Here is a 16,761-nt window from a genome sequence, read left to right as displayed (position 1 = left end):
GCGGTCACTCTCGAACGCAAGTCGAGGAGCGGCTACGGGGAACACCCTCGCGGCGCGCCGCCCGCCGCCCGCCGCCGTCACTCACCGACCGGCCGGGACGCACCGCCGTTACGCCGAACGGAGGCGGCCGGCGTCCCGCGCTCTCCGCCTCCCTCCCCCTCTCCACGAACCGGTCCGGGCAGGCACCCGGGGGCGTGTGCGGGCCCTGCGGCACAGCCCGACGTCCGCGCCGTGTTGCCTCCCGGCGATCTCCGGGTTGGACTGGGGACCGGGACGGCGGCTGCGGCTGTCGGCCGCCGTCCGGCGTGCCGGAGAGTCCGTCACGAACGAGGTGAGCGAGCGGTGAGTGTCACGGCGACTGCCCGGCACACGGACCTGGACCCGGCGACCGTCCGCCGCGCGGTCGAGGCCCGGCTGACGGACTTCCTGCGCGCGAAGGCCGACGAGGCCGCGGACCACCGTCTGCCGCCCCTGATCCACCGGACGCTCGGCGACTTCCTCACCGCCGGCGGAAAACGCGTCAGACCCCTGCTGTGCGTGATCGGCTGGCACTGCGGCGGCCATGACACACCACCGCCCGACGCGGTGCTGCAAGTGGCGGCCGCGCTGGAGATGTTCCACGCCTTCGCCCTCATCCACGACGACGTCATGGACCGATCCGCGATCCGTCGCGGGCGCCCCACCGTCCACCGCACCATCGCCACCGCGCTGCGCCGTCAGGGCCGGGACCCCGCCACGGCCGACCACATGGGGAACGCCGCCGCGATACTCGTCGGCGACCTCGCCCTGACCTGGTCCGACGAACTCATGCACACCGCGGGCCTCACCCCGGCCCGACTGGGCGACATCCTGCCGCTGGTCCACGCCATGCGCTCCGAAGCGGTCTACGGCCAGTACCTGGACCTCACCGCCACCGGCCGCCCCACCACCGACGTCGGCCAGGCTCTGCGCATCGCCGACTACAAGACAGCCCGCTACACCATCGAACGCCCCCTGCACATCGGCGCCGCACTCGCCGGTGCGGACCACCGCCTCCAGGCAGTCCTGACCGCCTACGCACGCCCCCTCGGCGAAGCGTTCCAGCTCCGCGACGACCTCCTGGGCGCCCTGGGCACCCCGGCAGCCACCGGGAAGCCGCACACCGACGACCTCCGCGACGGCAAACACACCGCCCTGGCCGCCCTGGCCCTCACCCGAGCCGACCCCGAACAGCGCCACATCCTGCAGACCCTGCTGGGCGACCCGGGCCTGACCGAGGACGGCGCCGCCCGCATCCGGGCGCTCCTCGTCGCCACCGGGGCCCGCGACGAGGCGGAGGCCCTGATTCTGACCCGCCACCGGCAGGCCCTGCACGCACTCGACACCGCCGCCCTGCCTCCGGAGGTCACCACGGCGCTCACAAGCATGGCCGACGCCGCAGTACGAAGAAGCGCGTGACTCTCCCGCCCCGTCCTCGTACCGCTGATCGACCTTCCCCCGGCTGGGAGCGGCGTCCACGCGATACCACAACCTGACATTGCGGCGGACTTCGTCCACGACCGGCGCGGTCTCCAGGCCTTTCGATCGTCAGGCCGTCCTCGACGAACCCGTATCGGCGCATCATCATGTGGATCGGGCTGACATACCTGGCGCGAGGTCAAGGAGCACAGTACCTGCAAGGCCACTGTCCTGGACGCGCCCCTCTACGACGGCCCCCGCGCACAGACCACCCTGGAACGCCGGCACCAGATCCGCGCCTTGCTCGACCAGGGCGTGGGCCTGCTCGGTGCGCGCCCGCCGTCTGCAGCCGGCTCTGAACACCGTCAAACGCTACGCCCGCGACGATCGGCCCGAACGGATGCTCCGCGTCCCCAAATACCGCGCGAGCCTTGCCGATCCCTACCGCGAGCACCTGCGCAAACGCCGGGCCGAAGACCCCGCAGTCCCGGTCAAGCACCTCTTTTCAGCGGCAGCGAAAGAGCCCCCGTTCAGCCACCTGGTGATGATGACGCCGATCACCCAAGCGCTGGACGGCCGGGGCCCGCTCCCGGCAGCTGCGGAGACGGGCCTGCGGGTGATGGCGTCGGCCCCGCCGTACGGTGGGTAGCGGCCGGCCATGGTCGATCAGGAGCTCGCCGACTTCATCCGGCGTGATGGACTTCGGCCGGCCGCAGGACCTCGCGTCGCTCCAGTTGGGCGTGGCCGGGGCGGGTGGCCCGGACCCGGGTCAGGACGCGGGCGCCGGGAGGGGCCTGTTCAGCAGGAAGGCCCGCAGGAGCGCGGTGTAGAGGGCCGGCCGGGAGTGTGCGATGGCGTGTCCCGCGCCCGGGATGCGGACCAGCCGGGAGTCGGGCAGGGTCTGGCGGTATTCCTGGGTGACCTCGGGTTTGATGAAGTCGCATTGGCCGCGCAGGATCAGGGAGGGGACGTGCACGGTACGCAGCACGGGACGCGGGTCGGGGAGCTGTTCGAAGTCCTTGACGGTCATCTGGTTGCTGTAGAAGCCCTGCGGGTTGTGGTGTGCCTCGGTGGGTGCCGCGCCCGCGCACGACGTGGCGTCCTTGCCGAGGAGCGCCATCTGGTGCATCCACTGGTCGAGTTCGCGGTCGCCGACCAGGGCGTGCGCGGCGCGCGGGTTGACCTCCAGCAGCAGGCTCGCGGCGATCAGCCGGGGCCTGCCGGTCAGCTCGTCGCGCCGGGAGCGCTGGTCCGGTGTCAGGTCGTTCCAGGGATCACCGGCCCTGGACCCGGGATACTGCCGGCCCCACAGCGCGCCCGGTGACGTGAAGACGGCCTTCGCCACATGCGCGCCGTGGGCCCGCAGGTACTGGGCGGTCAGGGAGCCGCCCCACGACTGGCCGACGAGGATGATCCGGTCCGCGCCGAGGAGACGGCGGATGGCGTCGAGGTCGGCGACCTGGCGGGCGGTGGTGTAGCCGGTGATGTCGGAGAGCCGGGTGGAACGGCCTGCGCCCAGCTGGTCGTAGGAGTAGACGTCGAAGCCGTCCGCTGCCAGTTCCCGGCCGCCGGTGGGAATGCCCTCCGCCGGGGTGCCGGGACCGCCGTGCAGGAAGATGACCGGGGTCGGCCGGGGGGCGCCGACGGCGGGTGCGTGGACGTAGGCGATGCGGGAGCCGGTGGGCAGGTTCCAGAAGCGGACGTCTGACGGGACCGGGCGCGCGGCCGGGGTCGGCATCGGGCGGAAGACCGTGGCGGCGGCGAAGGCCGTGACGCCGAGGAGCAGGACGCCCGTGAAGGCGGCCGTGGCCCGCGGGCCGCCCTTGCCGAGGAGAGTGAACGCCGCGCCGCCGAGCAGTACGGCGACCGCCGCAGCGAGGGCCAGTCCCGCGACCACGAGCAGCGGGACGCTCGCGGTCGCGACCGCCGCAGCGGCGAAGCCGGCCGCCGCGGCGGCCGGTGTCAGCGCCACCGTGAGGGCGAGCAGAAGGCCGCCGCACAGGCGGCGGGCGAGCGGAAGAAACCGACCGAACGGGAAAATCCTGAGTGCCATGGCCGCGAGGCTAGGTGGAGGTGCTTTGCCGGGTCGTCGTGCCGCCGGACGACCGTCCGGCGGCGGAATCCGCTGGTCGGCGGGGTGCTGGACCCCGCCGCACGGCGGGGGCCATGGCCCTGCCCCGAGCCCGGTCGGGGCCTTTGCGGGACGTGGTTGAGTGGGCCCATGCCCACTCGGGCCGGTACCCGGAGTGTCACGTGACCTCCATGCCTGCGCCGACCGTCGCCGGACGACGGTTCAGCGTGTCCGGGGCGCGCACCGCACTTCTCGCGCCCAAGCGCTTCGGCGTGGAAACCATGGCCCGCACCGGCCACCGCCCGGACCCGACACACCCCTGAGGCCCGTGCCGACCGGCCGCCGGAGGCGGTTCAGCGGACCCCGGGGCGGATCAGACCCGTCTCGTACGCGGCGATCGTCGCCTGCACCCGGTCGCGTACGCCGAGCTTGCCCAGGACCCCCGCGACATGGTCCTTGACCGTGGCCGGACTGATGCCGAGCTCGGCGGCGATCTCGGCGTTGGCCAAGCCGCGCGCCATGTGCCGCAGGACCTCGGTCTCGCGCGGGGTGAGCTGCCGCAGCCGGGCGGCGTCGGCGGGCACGGGCCCCGCGGCGTACCGCTCGATCAGCCGTCCCGTCACCGCGGGGTCGAGCAGCGCGGCGCCGCGGGCGACGACCCGTACCGCGTCGACCACCCGCTCCGGTTCCGCGTCCTTGAGCAGGAAGCCGACGGCCCCGGCGCGCAGCGCGGCGAACACGTACTCGTCGAGATCGAAGGTGGTCAGGACGATGACGCGGGTCGCGGGCGCACCCGCGGTGATCCGGGCGGTGGCGGCCAGCCCGCCGCCCCCCGGCATCCTGATGTCCATCAGCGCGACGTCCGGCCGCAGTCGGAGAGCGAGCGCGACGGCCGACTCCCCGTCGCCGGCCTGCCCGACGACGGACAGGCCGTGCTCGGCGTCAAGGATCGCCGCGATCCCGGCGCGTACGACCGCCTGGTCGTCGGCGACGATCACTCTGATCGTGATGGGAACACCTCCGGCAGCCAGACGCGTACCGCGTCGTGGGCGGTCCGGGTGAGCGTACCGCCCATGGCATCGGCCACTGCCCGTACCCGCCGTCGAGCGTCCGGGGCGGCAGGCAGCGGCCCGGACACCTCGATGCCCGCGGCGCCGCGCAGCACAGTGAGCGTGACACCTTCGGCCAGCAGTATCGCGGCGACGCGGTACGCGGCCACGCCCACGACGGCGGGCTCGGCCACACGCGGCCCGCGGTAGCTGACGGTGGCGCCGTAGCGGGCAGCCAGTGCGGAGATCCCGGCGACCGTGGGCGGTGGTGCGATGGCGCCGTCGCGGGCGCGCAGGTCCGCGAGGAGTTCCCTGAGCGCGGCCAGGCCGACTCGGGCCTCGGCGAGGACGGTGTCGAGCCGTCCGGCGTCTGCGGCGGCGACCACGTCGCACGCGTGCCGGTGCGCGGTGCGCAGCAGGCCCGCGGCGATCAGACGGCGCTGATCGCGTACGGCGGTTTCGGCGTCCCGTTCGAGCAGTTCCCGGCTCCGGGCGGCGGCGGCCCTGCGCCGCTCCCGCCGCCGGGCGGTGCGCACTCCCAGCCACCACAGCCCGAACGCAGGGCCCGCGAGCAGTACGGTCAGCACCGCCCAGGCCGCCGCCCGGCTGCCGGTGATGCCGCTGCCGCTGGCGAGTGCCAGACCGCCGGTCGCGGCCACCGCGACGGGGGCCCAAGCGCCGCGCCGGACCGGCAGATACGCGCCCGCGCTGTACACGAAGGTCAGCTCGACCCACCAGTACACCAGGAAGATGTCGCCGACCGGCGGCCGTGTCCAGCCCGCCCGGTCGCAGCCCCACCACAGCACGAGTGCCGACAGCACCGTGACCAGCCCCGTGCCGGGCGCGCGCGACCGCCAGCCCAGCGGCACGGCGTGCAGCCCCGACAGCAGGACGAACGGAAGGCTGGACAACACGCCGCGGAACGAGCCGGGCACGTCGTCCGACAGCAGACTCGCACCGAGCGAAAGCGCCACAGCCAGCACGACCAGGGCCCAGTCGAGGGCAGTGGGCCCGCGCCAGAGCGGGTGACGGCGGCGGGGAGTGAAGGCCACTACGGGGCCGCGCCGGAACGGGTGTCGGCGCAGGACCGTCCCACGGGTCCGCGAGCCGAAGGGCGCGGACCCGGGCCACCACACCCGACTCCATACAGCGGTCGGAGTCAGGCCGCGCCGCAGAAAACCCGCACCCCGCAGTACCGCGTGCGGCGGTGCGGGGAACGGGGCCTCGGGTGACGGTAGTTCGGCGTGGACCGTCCAGCCGGTGGCCGTCGGGCCGTAGGACAGGGTGCCGCCGGCCGTGCCGACCGTGGTGCGCAGGCCGGTGAGGCCGCGGCCGGTGCCGAGGTTCGGTTCGGCGGCGGTGCCGCCGTCGTCCTTCACGGTGACCGTGAGGAGTTCCGGGCCGCCGGCGAGGGTGACGAGTACGGCGGAACCGCGGGCGTAACGTGCCGTGTTGGTCAGCGCCTCGCGGACCATGCGGTACGCGACCGCGCACGTCGTGGCGGGAACGGTGTCCATGGCGCCAGGGGTGGCGTGGAGATCGGCGCCGAACTCCGCGGCCAGCGCGGCGATGTCGGCGAGCGAGGCGCCGCTGGCAGGGGCGCCCGCGCGGTCCCTCCGGTCGGCCAGTTCGTCGAGTTCCGCCACGGCCCGGCGGCCCGCGTCGGCCGCGTGCCGGAGGGCGTCGGCGATCAGGTCCGGGTCGGCGAGCCGTTGCGCCGCGGCGGCGGAGACGACGATCGCGGTGAGCCGGTGCGCGGCCACGTCGTGCAGTTCGACGGCGAGCCGGTCCCGCTCGGCCAGCGCGGCGAACCGCGGAATCGCGGCCGTGCCGGTGCGGTACGCGGCCAGGGCGGCCCGTTCGGCCCCGCGCCGCCGCTGCGAACGGCCCAGGACCCAGGCCACGGCCGTGCCACCCGCCGCGACCAGGGCGGTGCCCACGGCACTCCACGGGGGCAGTCCTGCCACCGCGCCGGTCCCGGCGGCCGCGAGTGCGGCGAGGGCCGATCCGGCGGCGGCGAGCCCGGCGGTGCGGCGCAGTGCCAGGGCGTAAAGGGCGATCAGCGCTGCTACGGCGGCGGCGACGGCCGCGGGGGCGATCACGGCCCGGGCCGGCGGACATGCGGGCGCGGGCCCCTGCTGAGCGGTCGTGCCGCCTGCCGGGACCGTCCGGGCCGGACCCGCGGCCCCGGATCATGTGTGCCGCACCGCATGCCCCGCAGGATAACGAACCCGCCGCGGTGGCCCCAGCGGCACGCCATGAACATGCGCGACTGGCGGAGCTGAGCGGCGCGCGCCCGGGGGACAGGGTGCTGGACGTCGGCTGCGGTACCGGCTGTCTGAGCCGCCGGATGGCGAAGGCCGTGGGTGTCGGCAGCTCCGTGCTCGGCATCGATCCGTCCGTCCCGGTCGTCGAGTACGCGCGCCGCAAGACCCAAGCGTCGCAGTGCTCGTACGAGGCCGGGGTCGCCGAGGCGTTGGAGGCGGCGGACGCCTCCTTCGACGTCGTCGTCACCTCTCTCGCCGTACACCACCTGCCCGAAGAGGTGCGGCCGGTCGCGCTGCGCGAGATGTTCCGGGTGCTGCGGCCCGGTGGCCGTCTCCTCGTCGCCGACTTCCGGCCGCCGCGCACCCGTCCCGTCCGCCATCTCGTCGCCGCGATCACCGGGCACGTCATGACGAACTATCAAGTGGACCTGCTGGACGGGCTGATCACGGACACCGGGTTCGAGGTGCGAGGGCGTGGGGACGTACGGCCCTGGCTGCGGTACGTGCAAGGGACACGGCCCGGCAAGGCGTAACGGGCCGGTGACGCCTTCCGGTTGACCGTGGACGCGGTGGTGACACGGGCGCGCCCGGTGCCCCATGATGGGCGGGTCATGGGGGGTTCGGTGGATGTGTCCCGTGTGCGCGGCCGGGTGCCGCGTGTGGTGCCGGTGGTCGCTGTCCGGGCGGGGCTGTTCTCCGTGCTCGGTACGGCGGTCGCGGGCACGGTCCATCACCTGGCGTTCGACTCCGGCCCGTCCTGGGGCGTGCGCGCTCTCGCCGCCTGTCTGCTCTTCGGCGTCGCGCTGCCGGGCGCGGGCCAGGACAAGCCGCTGGTACGGCAGTTGGTGCTGGCGTTCGGGGCCCAGGCGGTCGTGGGGTACTGGTTCGTGCGGGCCGATGACGCGGTCGCCGTCCCGGCACATGCCGCATGGCTGTCCTCCGTCCACGCCGGCTGGCCGGTGGTCGTCGGTCACGTCGCTCTGACTGTCCTGTGCGCGGTGCTCCTGCGCGGCATCGACACCTGTCGGCGGCGTGTGCTGTACGCGGCCGGACGCGAGTGGGAGAACCTCCGCGAGCTGGTACGCAGGCTGTTCGCGCCGGTCCGCACTCCCCTCGGCCTGAGCGTGGTCGACGCCGGGCGACTCCTGGCACCCGGGCCGGCTCCCGGTACTCCGCTTCAGGTTCTCCTCGCGGATGCGGTCGTCCGGCGCGGCCCGCCGCGCTCTTCCCTGCCGCTCGCGGTCTGACGGTCGTACGGCGCGTACCGCGTCGTGCCCTGGCTGTCACGTGCGGCGGCAATCGGCGTGTATCCGAGGTTCTGACCTGCCATGCCGCAGCGCCGGCTGCCCAACGCCGCCGCGCCAGGGGGGAATTCATGTCCAAGACCGTTGTCGTCATCGGGGCGGGCCCGTACGGCCTGTCCACCGCCGCGCATCTCAAGGCACGCGGCCTGAGCGTCAGGGTGTTCGGTTCGCCGATGGTGAGCTGGGCCGAGAACATGCCGGCGGGCATGCTGCTGAAGTCGCCGCCGAGCGCGTCGATGCTGTCCGCCCCGAAGCCGGGGTTCACGCTGGACGACTACGCCCGGCAGTCGGGGGAGACCCGGCTGACCGGCCACGACCAGGTTCCGGTCGAGATGTTCGTGCGGTACGGGTGGTGGTTCGCGGAGGAACTGGTGCCCGAGGTGGAGGACGTACGGGTGCTGGTGGTCGACCGGCAGTCCGACGGCTTCCGGCTCAAGCTCGCCTCCGGGGAGGAGGTACGGGCGGCGGTCGTCGTGGTGGCCAGCGGCATGGACGGGTTCACCCATGTTCCCGAGCCGCTCGTCCCGCTCGTCCCCGACGGGCTCGTGTCGCACAGCTCGCACCACGCCGACCTCGCGACGTTCGCGGGCCGGGACGTCGTGGTGGTGGGTGCGGGGCAGTCGGCGCAGGAGAGCGCGGCGCTGCTGCGCGAGACCGGGGCCAAGGTCCAACTGCTCGCCAGGACCGAGAAGTTGGTGTTCGGAGGCGGGCCCATGCCGGGGCCGCACTGGCAGCCGGACACTCCGTTGGGTCGCTCGTGGGCGCTTTACGCGGTCGTCCACCGGGCGGCGGCCTTCCGCTTCCTGCCGGCGGCTACCCGGTTGCACCTGGTGCGGCGGGTTCTGGGGCCGTTCGGTTCGTGGTGGCTCAAGCCGCGGCTCGACGGGGTGGTGCCCGTGCGGCTCGGCCGGCGGATCACCGAAGCCCGGCGCGACGGCGACCGGGTCGTCCTCACCACCCAGGATAATCAGGGGCGCACCGAGTCGCTGGAGACGGAGCACGTCCTGGCCGCCACCGGCTACCGGGTCCGCCTGGACGAGCTGGACTTCCTGGCCCCCGAACTGCGCGCCCGGCTGGCCCGCACCGCCGGATACCCGCGTCTCGACCCGGGGCTCCAGTCGTCGGTGCCCGGCCTGTACTTCACCGGCATCCAGGCGGCGGCGACCTTCGGGCCACTGCTGAGGTTCACCTGCGGCACGGAGTTCGCGGCACCGCGGCTGGCCTCGGCGGTTGCGGGGAGGACGGTCGGGAGGTAGGAGCGCCACCTTGTCCCGGCCCGTGTCCCCACGGTTTCCCGCAGGCGGGGCACAGCCGGGATCACCGGCCCCCGGCGGGTGCTGCGGTGCGTGGTCCGGACGAGCGCTGCGAGGCGGGGCAAGGGGCGGAGGAAGCCAGGAGGCCACGAGCGGGTGCCTGCCGGGAGGCTATGACGAACCCCCTCTGTGCCCAGGGAATCCCACGGCGGGCACGCTATGACGTGGCCATCGCGCCGCGTGCGTTGTAGACGACGGCGTCGGTGCGTTCGCCGTAGGCCCGGAAGACCGCGACCCCCTCTTCGCGGAGTACGCCGCTGACGACGTGGTAACGGTCGCTGTCCTCAGGGGAGTTACACAGAGAGTACTGGCGGATGAGGGAGGGGCCGAGACGGACGTCGATGTGAGCGCCGGCCTCGAAGGACGGCAGGGCTTCTCCGGTCGCTGCCCGGAGTTCGTAGCTGTGGCTGGTGGCGGAGGCGAGGGAGATCGCGTGGACGATGACGTCGAGGCTCTTCACTGAGGGCCCGACGCGGTGAAGAAGTGGCTCAGGCCCAGGTCGCGCAGTCCGCGGCGGTAGGCGATGGAGCTGCGGTCGGCCGGGATGTGCACTTCGAGCTTGGGATCCAGGGGGAGGTTCTCGGGTTTCTGGACCTCGACGATGGCCCGGTCCTCCTCGAAGACCGTGCGGTTGAAGTCGTATACGACCTGGACGGGTTGGTCGGTGTCGAAGTCGCGGGCGATCGGGGCGAACATGCGGGTCCGGCGGGCCGACACCGGCGAGGCGGCGTTCATGATGTTCAGCAGCCCGCCGCCGGGAAAGTGCACGACCAGCGTCGCGGTGAAGGGCAGGCGTACGGCGGTGGGGGCGTCGCCGATCTCGCTCGACAGGGCGACCGGATACCAGTGCCGGGCGAGGATCGCCCAGTCGTCGGGGTCGAAGGTGCAGTCCCTGGGCAGGGCAGGCCGGGGCAGGGCAGTGGTCATGCGGAGGTCCTTCTACGGGTACGCCGCCGGACGACCCGGCATGTGCGCGGAGGCGCGGGCCGGGCACCGACGTGGGAAAACGCGTGGGAGAGACGACCGGTAAAGGGCCGATCTCAGGAAAGCGACACCGAGGAACCGCAGGCCGGGCGGGGGTATCGGCCGCGGGTCATCGGCACGCGGTCAGGCGTGAGAGACCTCGGAGGCCGGATGCACACCGTGAGCCACGCGCCCACGCGTCCAGGCCGATTGATGCACACGGCACCGGAGGTCCGTGAAACGCCCGCTGACGAGGCTCATCATGTTCCCCTCCGCGCTCAGTGCCGACTGTGAATCGCCGGACGACCAAGGCGAGAGTGACTCACGTAGATTGCCCATCCATGCCTTGATTGTTACTTATGGATTTCCTGCCCGGATCCGGCCCAGGGGGCCGATTCGAGCCCGCCCGCGGGGCTGCGGCGGGCGCGGGAACCATGCGGCGCCGTGAGACGGATCGCTCTCCTTCGGGTGACCTTGAGCGAGGCCTGGACCTGCGGCGGGCGACCAAGAACGACGTGCTGGAGTTCCGGCCGTGGCGGCGCGAGGACGCAGAGGAGACCGTCGGCGAGGCCACCCGGGATCGGGGTGAGCCGGATCCGCCGGTGCGGCGCAGAGAGCTTGATCAGTACCTGTTCGTCCGGGGCGTCGGGTTCGGCGGACTTGAGCCGGGCGGCGGGCGGCCGGACCCGCTGGCCCTGTTCATCGGCCAGGGCGGCCGGATACCCACTCGCTCGGGCTGGATGTGTCTCATGAGACACGAATCAGCCGGGAGTACCCGGACAGGCAACGCCTGTGATGCGGCTTGTCCAGCTTCAGTGCTGAGCGTGCAGGGAGTCGGCCATACGGCCGTGACTGTGTCGCCAACCGTCCGGAACCCGCAGGGCTCCCACCACATGCGGGTGTTGCGGTTCGAGATCGCTGTGCACGTGTTCCCGGCCGGCGCCGGAAACCATGGTCCTGCCCCTGAGGTGCTCTGTCCCGCGCGCGGGCCACAGGCGAACCGCCAGAAGTGACGATGCCACTGTGACGGCGCCCAGGGCGGCCACGGCCCACTGGAGCCCGGCCGCTGCACCGAGCCACCCGGCCAGTGGATACGTCAGCAGCCAGCAGCTGTGCGAGAGCGAGAACTGTGCGGCGAACGCGGCCGTACGTTGCTCGGGCGGAGCCGAGCGGCGGATCAGCCGTCCGGTCGGCGTGAGCACCATCGAGCACGCGGCACCGAAGGCGGACCATACGGCCAGCAGCGCGGGCCGGCGCCAACTCCCGCTCTGCGCGGCCGTGATGGCGCCGAGTCCGGCGAAGACGAGAACGAGCAGCAGGGCCCCGCGCAGCATCACCGCCCGGTCCGGGACCTTCTCCAGTACGCGGGGCAGGCTGACGGCGACGATCATCGAGCCCGCGCCGTACGCGCCGAGCGCGAGTGGTACCGCGCCCGCCGACAGGCCCAGGAAGTCGCGGACGTAGACGACGGAGTTGACGGTGACCATCGCGCTCGCGGCGGCCACCGCGAGGTTCAGGGCGAGCAGGGAGCGCAGTTGCGGGACGGCGAAGAAGAGGCGGGTACCCGCGGTGGCCTTGGCGTAGGCGCCGCCGGTGTGCATCACCGGTTCGGCGACCGGTGCCGGAAGGAGGGCGGAGACGACGAGCGTGGCCGAGGCGAGGAAGCCCAGGACGGTGCCGGTGAACAGCCAGTTGTAGGTGATGACGGACAGCAGGGCCGCCGCGAGCGCGGGGGAGAAGAGACTCTCCAGGTCGTAGGCGAGCCGCGACATGGACAGCGCCCGGGTGTAGTCGCGCTCCTCGGGCAGCACGTCGGGGATGACGGCCTGGAACGTCGGGGTGAACGCGGCCGAGGCGGACTGGAGCAGGAAGACCAGGACGTACACCTGCCAGACCTGGTCGACGAACGGCAGCATCAGCGCGACCGATGCCCGGGTCAGATCGGCGGTCACCATGAGCGCCCGGCGCGGCAACCGGTCGGCGACCGCGCCGACGGCCGGGGCGATCGCCACGTAGGCCAGCATCTTGATCGCGAGCGCGGTGCCGAGCACCTCGCCGGCGTCGGCGCCCGCGATGTCGTAGGCGAGCAGGCCGAGTGCCACCGTGGCCAGACCGGTGCCGACCAGGGCGATGACCTGGGCGGCGAAGAGGTGGCGGTAAGTGCGGTTGCGCAGGACGGCGAGCATGCGGTGGCTCCCGGGGCAGAGCGGGCCGGTCGGTGTCGACGAGTGTAGCCATCATGTGCGCATCTGCGCACATGATGGTGGGAGCCTGCCGGTCCTTGGCCGACCCGGCGCCCGGCCCGATGGCTCTAGGCTGGGCCCATGCCTGAAAGCCACCCCATGTCACCTGCGGCCGGTGTGCACCTGCGTGATCCGGACAGCGCGCGGCTCGCCGAGGCGACCGGGGTGTTCGCGATGCTCTCGGACGCCACCCGGCTGCATCTCCTGTGGCTGCTCGCGCAGGAGGAGTCCGACGTCGGCTCGCTCGCCGAACGCTGCGACGCCTCGCGTACGGCGGTCAGCCAGCACCTCGCGAAACTGCGGCTCGCCGGGCTGGTGGACACGCGCCGGGAAGGTCGGCACATCCACTACCGGCTCAGCGACGGGCATCTGCGGCGCCTGGTCGTGGAGGCGCTCAGCCACGCCGACCACCGGGTGAGCGGGAAGGCTCCGCACGACTGAGCCGACGAACGGGCCCCTGCACACCCGAGCCGACTCGGGCGTGCAGGGGCCCCTTTCCGGCCGCGGGGTCGAGTTACTGCTGAGAGGCGCCCCGGCGCCGTACGGCGAAGACCACTGCCGCAGCCACGACGAGGAACACCGCGACGATGCCGGTCCAGACGCCGGCGGACAGGCCGCCGTCATCACCCTTCTCGGTGTCGGCGACGGCCTCCGTGGACGGCGACGCGGTGGTTTCCTCGGCGGTCGGCGTCGGCGTTGTAGATGCGGATTCGCTGGGTGAGGAAGAAGAAGTCGGCTTCGCGCCCGGTGCCGCGGCCTTCAACGCAAGGACCGGGGCCGGGTTCTCGCCGCTCTCGTCGAGCTCGATCCAGCGGTCGATGTGTCCGTCGCCGTAGGACTGGAGGGTCTTGAAGGCCAGCTCCTTCGCCTCCGGCAACTGCTTGACGACGACGGAGTACGCGGCGTTCACCCCGGGCTTCAGCGCCGGGCCCTTGACGATGTAGCCGTCGTCGTCGGCGGTGAACTTCCAGCCCGTGGGTCCTTCGCCGTACGTCACGTCGGCCGGGGCGATGCCCTCGGGCAGCACGACCCGGATCTGGGTGATCCCGGCGGTGGAAGACTCCGACTCGGCGTCGAAGGAGATCTCGACGTTCTCGGCGAGGGCCTGGGCCTTGTCCGACTCGACCTCCACGTGGGCGGCGGCCGGTACGGCGGTGAGCAGGACGAGGGCCGTGGCCGCGGCGGACGCCAGAGCCAGGCGGCGGACGCGGGCGTGCTTGTCGATGGCACGGAACATGGGTGACTCCAGGCATGAGGTAGCACGGAGCGGCCGAACCGCCGCTCCGGCAGGGTCAGTTGGCGAGTGCGAGACCTGCCTGGGGAGGGCCCCTGCGTACCACCACGTCGGCAAGCACCGCGTCCTTGAGCGGTGGCCGCTCCAGCCACATGAGGGCGGAGACCGGCAACTCGGCCTCCGCGCCGACCGGGTGGTCGCCGAGCAGCGACCGGACCAGGGCGATCCGATCCCGCACCGTCTCGACCGCAGTCGTCAGACCGCGCGCCAGTGACCAGCAGACGGTGTCCGCGCGGTGCAGCAGTACCGCGACGAGTACGGCTGCTCCAGCGTGCACGGCCGTCATGGCCGATGAACCCTGGAGGCGCTCGTGCCACATCCCGTGGGCGTCGGCGCCGGGAAGCATGTGGCCGGACATGGCCATTGGTGCTGCTCCGTGCGCATGCGCGGTCATCAGCCACAGGTGCAGCCCGACCTGTACGGCTCCGCACGCCGCCACCATCGCGGCGAGGGAACGCGGGCGCCGCGTGCCGACCAGCCCCACGGCGAAGAGCAACGCCACTGCCGTCGCGCTCTGCCGCCACGGGACGGGCCCCTCGGCGACCAGATGATGCGCGATCACTCCCAGCACCGTCCCGGCGACCGCGAACACCGCCGCCCGCAGAACGGGCAGCGGCGCGGGATGCGTCGAAGTACGGAGCGTGCTGAGCGTGGTCATGGCCCGCCCATCATCGGCCATCGTCCGCCCTGGCCGGAGGCGGGATCCCCAAAGAGGCGTCTCATCCCGAAATCCGCCGTTCCTTCCCGCCGGCGCGGTGCGCGCTGTCCATCCGATCGTCCTGACTGCTGACTGCTGACTGCTGACTGCTGACTGCCGGCCGCCGGCCGCCGTCGAACGGACACGCAGTCCGGTGTCACTCCCGCACATCGGAATGCCACATCGGCAGCGGAGTTGGCCCGTAGCGCGTCATGATGGTCCGGAAATGCCCGGCCACCTCGTACCCGACCGCACCGCGACCGGCACCCCCGCCCGCTCGGCCGGTCTTGCGGTGGCGGCCGTGCTGCTGGCCGCAGGACTCCACCACGCCGTGACGGACTCGTCCCTCTCGTGGCCGGCGCTCGCACTCGCTGCGGTGTCCACGTCGAGCTTGGTGTCGGCGTCGTAGAACTCCGCCTCCGTTGCCTCGGTTGCCAACGGGGAAAGTACGACGACCGCGTCTCCCGGCAGTTCGAGGAGTCCCACGGTCAGGGATACGCCGGTCAGACAGTCCTCGACCAGTACGGCATCGCCTTCTTCACCGGCCGCGTCCGCCAACGCCTGGGGAAGATCTGCCTGTTCGCGCACCACGCTCATGCCCATGCTGGAACCGCCGTACGGCGGTTTGACCATCGCGGCCCGCCCGTTTCAGTGCATCGGCCCGCCGGACCACACCCACCACCCGGGGGTGGGGACGCCGAGGCTCAGCAACACGCGCTTGCAGAGGACCAGCGACGGTACGCAAGCATGGGAACGATCTCCCACCAGGCGGCCGATAGAGCGCAGCCGTCTCACCACATGCCTCTGACCTCACTGTCGGTGAGCCATCCACAAGAAGTGGACCAGAGCCCGCTCCCGGATGCGAAGCCATCAGGCGGGCGGAGAGGGTGAGTGCACCGGTCCGGCAGCTGGCCAGTTCCGCGTCCAGCACGGCATGGGTGCCGCACTCGACCAGGGCTGCCATCCGCACCTGCGGGAACGCGGACCTGTCCCGGCAACACACCCCCCGCTCCGCGGATGACCGAGCGGCTGCTCGTCGGCGTCGAACAGATCCACTCCGCGCGTTGCCGCAACGTGGCCCAACTGTCCGGGGACGGCGTCCTGGTGGTCGGCTCCGGTCGGTCCGGTTGTCGGACAGCCGAGGACCTGTACCTCGCGGGACGCTAGGTGCACTTGGCCGTGGGCAGGGCGCCGCGACACGCTGCGGGGATCACCAAGCGACCGGCAGCTGCCGCACCCCGTGGACCGCGCGTCCTTCGAAGGCGTACTCCTCCGCGGCGGGGCCCGTCAGGCGCAGATCCGGCAGCCGGTGGAACAGCATCGGCAGCGCGATCTGGAGTTCGGCCCGGGCGAGCGACTGGCCGAGGCAGTGGTGGAGTCCGTGGCCGAAGGCCAGGTGCTGGCCGGTGTCCCGGGTGAGGTCGAGGCTGTCCGGGTCGGCGAAGACCGCGGGGTCCCGGTTGGCCGCCTGAAGGGCGACCACCACGCCCTCGCCCGCCCGGACGGTGACGCCGCCGACCTCGACGTCCTGGGTGGCGATGCGGCGCAGGCCGATGTGGACGACGGTCAGGTAACGCAGGAGTTCCTCCACCGCGCCCGGTACCAGATCCTCGGCGGCGCGCAGTGCGGCCAGTTGGTCGGGATGGTGGAGCAGTGCGACGACGCCGAGGGAGAGCATGCTCGCGGTCGTCTCGTGCCCGGCGATGAGTATCTGGACGAGCAGGCCGGCGGCCTCCGCCGCAGTGGCCTCCCCGGTGGCGACCCGTTCCGTGGCCAGCTTGCTCATCAGGTCGTCGCCGGGAGTGTGCGCCTTGACCGCCAACAGCTCTTGCAGATAGCCGAAGAGCGCCGCCCAGCCGGCCCGCATCGCCTCCGGTCCGGCCGAGACCGTGGCGAAGGCCGCGGCCTGCCGATGGATGAACTCCCGGTCCGCGTACGGCACTCCGAGCAGTTCACAGATGACCATGAGGGGCAGCGGCAGGGTGAAGTGCTCGACCAGGTCGGCGGGTTGCCGCTGTTTGACGAGGCCGTCGAGGAGTTCGGCGGTGATGTGCCGGATGGCTGGCCGCAGTTGCTCCACGCGCCGGAAGCTGAACTCGGGGATGAGCATGCGGCGCAGCCGG

17 protein-coding genes and 1 pseudogene are annotated in these 16,761 nt (G+C 72.5%); 8 read left to right on the top strand and 10 right to left on the bottom strand.

Annotated elements, in window-relative coordinates; all coding sequences use genetic code 11:
• The first annotated feature begins 342 nt into the window (after nucleotides 1-342).
• Complete coding sequence (locus ACIQBL_RS16010; RefSeq protein WP_401941675.1) at nucleotides 343-1,437, top strand: polyprenyl synthetase family protein; 1,095 nt, start codon at nucleotides 343-345, stop codon at nucleotides 1,435-1,437.
• A 195-nt stretch (nucleotides 1,438-1,632) separates the two neighbouring features.
• Nucleotides 1,633-1,942 (top strand): annotated as a pseudogene (locus ACIQBL_RS16005) (ISL3 family transposase); the annotation flags it as partial.
• Between the two features lie 264 nt (nucleotides 1,943-2,206).
• Here the strand turns inward: ACIQBL_RS16005 and ACIQBL_RS16000 are convergent.
• Nucleotides 2,207-3,490, bottom strand: a complete 1,284-nt coding sequence (locus ACIQBL_RS16000; RefSeq protein ID WP_401941672.1) for an alpha/beta fold hydrolase — start codon at nucleotides 3,488-3,490, stop codon at nucleotides 2,207-2,209.
• A 200-nt stretch (nucleotides 3,491-3,690) separates the two neighbouring features.
• Here ACIQBL_RS16000 and ACIQBL_RS15995 point away from each other — a divergent pair, with 200 nt between their 5' ends.
• Entirely contained in the window at nucleotides 3,691-3,831 is a 141-nt protein-coding gene (locus ACIQBL_RS15995) for a hypothetical protein (protein WP_401941669.1), read from the top strand.
• A gap of 30 nt (nucleotides 3,832-3,861) precedes the next feature.
• Here the strand turns inward: ACIQBL_RS15995 and ACIQBL_RS15990 are convergent, their stop codons facing one another.
• Both ACIQBL_RS15990 and ACIQBL_RS15985 read right to left on the bottom strand, forming a co-directional pair.
• Nucleotides 3,862-4,506: a response regulator gene (locus tag ACIQBL_RS15990; protein ID WP_401941666.1), complete on the bottom strand. Its 645-nt coding sequence runs from the start codon at nucleotides 4,504-4,506 to the stop codon at nucleotides 3,862-3,864.
• Nucleotides 4,503-6,659, bottom strand: coding sequence for a histidine kinase (locus tag ACIQBL_RS15985; RefSeq protein ID WP_401941663.1), 2,157 nt, complete (start codon nucleotides 6,657-6,659; stop codon nucleotides 4,503-4,505). The genes ACIQBL_RS15990 and ACIQBL_RS15985 overlap by 4 nt, the downstream gene beginning before the upstream one ends.
• A 17-nt stretch (nucleotides 6,660-6,676) precedes the next feature.
• Here ACIQBL_RS15985 and ACIQBL_RS15980 point away from each other — a divergent pair, with 17 nt between their 5' ends.
• The 3 genes from ACIQBL_RS15980 to ACIQBL_RS15970 all read left to right on the top strand — a co-directional run bounded on the left by ACIQBL_RS15980 (nucleotide 6,677) and on the right by ACIQBL_RS15970 (nucleotide 9,384).
• Nucleotides 6,677-7,357 (top strand): class I SAM-dependent methyltransferase, encoded by a 681-nt coding sequence (locus ACIQBL_RS15980; RefSeq protein ID WP_401941661.1) that lies wholly within the window; start codon nucleotides 6,677-6,679, stop codon nucleotides 7,355-7,357.
• A gap of 90 nt (nucleotides 7,358-7,447) precedes the next feature.
• Nucleotides 7,448-8,071, top strand: a complete 624-nt coding sequence (locus tag ACIQBL_RS15975) for a hypothetical protein (protein ID WP_401941658.1) — start codon at nucleotides 7,448-7,450, stop codon at nucleotides 8,069-8,071.
• Between the two features lie 128 nt (nucleotides 8,072-8,199).
• Complete coding sequence (locus tag ACIQBL_RS15970) at nucleotides 8,200-9,384, top strand: NAD(P)-binding domain-containing protein (protein WP_401941655.1); 1,185 nt, start codon at nucleotides 8,200-8,202, stop codon at nucleotides 9,382-9,384.
• 214 nt (nucleotides 9,385-9,598) lie between these two features.
• On the opposite strand, the gene ACIQBL_RS15965 is transcribed toward ACIQBL_RS15970, so the two are convergent.
• The 3 genes from ACIQBL_RS15965 to ACIQBL_RS15955 form a co-directional block, all read right to left on the bottom strand.
• Complete coding sequence (locus ACIQBL_RS15965; protein WP_401941652.1) at nucleotides 9,599-9,901, bottom strand: hypothetical protein; 303 nt, start codon at nucleotides 9,899-9,901, stop codon at nucleotides 9,599-9,601.
• Nucleotides 9,898-10,368 carry a hypothetical protein gene (locus ACIQBL_RS15960; protein ID WP_401941649.1) on the bottom strand — a complete coding sequence of 157 codons (471 nt, stop codon included), beginning with the start codon at nucleotides 10,366-10,368 and terminating at the stop codon, nucleotides 9,898-9,900. Before ACIQBL_RS15960 ends, ACIQBL_RS15965 begins: the two co-directional genes overlap by 4 nt.
• Before the next feature lie 848 nt (nucleotides 10,369-11,216).
• Nucleotides 11,217-12,590 (bottom strand): MFS transporter, encoded by a 1,374-nt coding sequence (locus tag ACIQBL_RS15955; protein ID WP_401941647.1) that lies wholly within the window; start codon nucleotides 12,588-12,590, stop codon nucleotides 11,217-11,219.
• Between the two features lie 138 nt (nucleotides 12,591-12,728).
• Between ACIQBL_RS15955 and ACIQBL_RS15950 the strand changes: the two genes are divergently transcribed.
• On the top strand, nucleotides 12,729-13,088 hold the full coding sequence (locus tag ACIQBL_RS15950) for an ArsR/SmtB family transcription factor (RefSeq protein WP_401941644.1): 360 nt from the start codon (nucleotides 12,729-12,731) through the stop codon (nucleotides 13,086-13,088).
• A 73-nt stretch (nucleotides 13,089-13,161) separates the two neighbouring features.
• On the opposite strand, the gene ACIQBL_RS15945 is transcribed toward ACIQBL_RS15950, so the two are convergent.
• The 3 genes from ACIQBL_RS15945 to ACIQBL_RS15935 form a co-directional block, all read right to left on the bottom strand.
• A complete protein-coding gene (locus ACIQBL_RS15945; RefSeq protein ID WP_401941641.1) occupies nucleotides 13,162-13,884 on the bottom strand; it encodes a DUF1775 domain-containing protein in 723 nt (240 codons plus the stop codon).
• A gap of 55 nt (nucleotides 13,885-13,939) precedes the next feature.
• Nucleotides 13,940-14,599: a hypothetical protein gene (locus ACIQBL_RS15940; RefSeq protein WP_401941638.1), complete on the bottom strand. Its 660-nt coding sequence runs from the start codon at nucleotides 14,597-14,599 to the stop codon at nucleotides 13,940-13,942.
• 249 nt (nucleotides 14,600-14,848) lie between these two features.
• Nucleotides 14,849-15,271 carry a hypothetical protein gene (locus tag ACIQBL_RS15935; RefSeq protein WP_401941635.1) on the bottom strand — a complete coding sequence of 141 codons (423 nt, stop codon included), beginning with the start codon at nucleotides 15,269-15,271 and terminating at the stop codon, nucleotides 14,849-14,851.
• A gap of 384 nt (nucleotides 15,272-15,655) precedes the next feature.
• On the opposite strand from ACIQBL_RS15935, the gene ACIQBL_RS15930 reads away from it, so the two are divergent.
• On the top strand, nucleotides 15,656-15,805 hold the full coding sequence (locus ACIQBL_RS15930; RefSeq protein ID WP_401941633.1) for a hypothetical protein: 150 nt from the start codon (nucleotides 15,656-15,658) through the stop codon (nucleotides 15,803-15,805).
• A gap of 43 nt (nucleotides 15,806-15,848) precedes the next feature.
• On the opposite strand, the gene ACIQBL_RS15925 is transcribed toward ACIQBL_RS15930, so the two are convergent.
• Complete coding sequence (locus ACIQBL_RS15925) at nucleotides 15,849-16,748, bottom strand: cytochrome P450 (RefSeq protein ID WP_401941631.1); 900 nt, start codon at nucleotides 16,746-16,748, stop codon at nucleotides 15,849-15,851.
• Between the last annotated feature and the right edge of the window lie 13 nt (nucleotides 16,749-16,761).

The organism is Streptomyces sp. NPDC088350 (genome assembly GCF_044753545.1).
GTDB lineage: Bacteria > Actinomycetota > Actinomycetes > Streptomycetales > Streptomycetaceae > Streptomyces.
This window is presented reverse-complemented; position numbering and strand designations above follow the sequence as displayed.